At 43.8% G+C, this 790-nt stretch carries 1 protein-coding gene; it reads left to right on the forward strand.

Translation table 11 applies throughout. From position 1 onward, the window contains the following. The first annotated feature begins 78 nt into the window (after nt 1-78). Entirely contained in the window at nt 79-744 is a 666-nt protein-coding gene (locus ACFINS_RS10045) for a lysozyme (RefSeq protein WP_375706181.1), read from the forward strand. Nucleotides 745-790 lie beyond the last annotated feature (46 nt).

Raw genomic sequence — 790 nt, forward strand, 5'->3', positions numbered from 1 at the left:
TGCAACGTCTTCCTCCAGTGGCGATGGTGGCGATGGCGCCGTATTAATCAAGGTATATTTATAAAATGGAATTGAACGATGGCACGAAAAATCAATAAAAATTGTCTCAATTATTTAAAGAAATGGGAAGGGCTACGGCTCCATGCTTATAGAGATGCTTCTGGTGTTTGGACGATAGGATATGGTCATACAGAAAAAGCGGGTAAGCCGATAGTTGTTGAAGGCATGGTCATTACGGACACAAGAGCGGAAATTCTTCTTTTGGAAGACTTGCGTCAATATGAGCGGGCGGTAGAAAAAGCGGTGTATGTTGACTTAAGTGACGAGCAGTTTGGTGCTCTTGTTTCCTTTTGTTATAATATAGGGATCATAGCTTTCCAAAATTCTACATTACTTAAAAAGCTGAATAAAGGCGATTATGAATCTGTACCCATTGAATTGCAGAAATGGACTAGAGCAGGAGGAAAGCGTTTAAAAGGCTTAGTCCACCGTCGTGCAGCAGAAGCAGGGTTGTGGGCGAAAGGCGCGTTTGTTTCCTCCAACTATCAGACGGTAGAAAAAAAGCATGCAACAGGGCTTTTCAAAGCCGAAGCCCTTGCACCAGTCATTGGTTCTTTTTCTGGGCTTGGTGGCTTATTAGCCGGCAATGGTCCAGTGCAATGGGCGCTCGCCACTATCATGGTTTTAGCCGCCTGTGCTGGCATTTTCTTTGTTGCTAAACGTTTTCAGGAACACCGTTTATGATCTTATGGATGAAAAGAAATCTACTATTAACAGGCGCGGCTCTAGC

The sequence above is a fragment of the Bartonella sp. AA2SXKL genome, from assembly GCF_042197205.1.
Classification (GTDB): Bacteria; Pseudomonadota; Alphaproteobacteria; order Rhizobiales; family Rhizobiaceae; genus Bartonella.

Coding starts and splice junctions, on each gene's coding strand:
- ACFINS_RS10045 (WP_375706181.1), top strand. CDS start 79: ATGGCACGAAAAATCAATAAAAATTGTCTCAATTATTTAAAGAAATGG.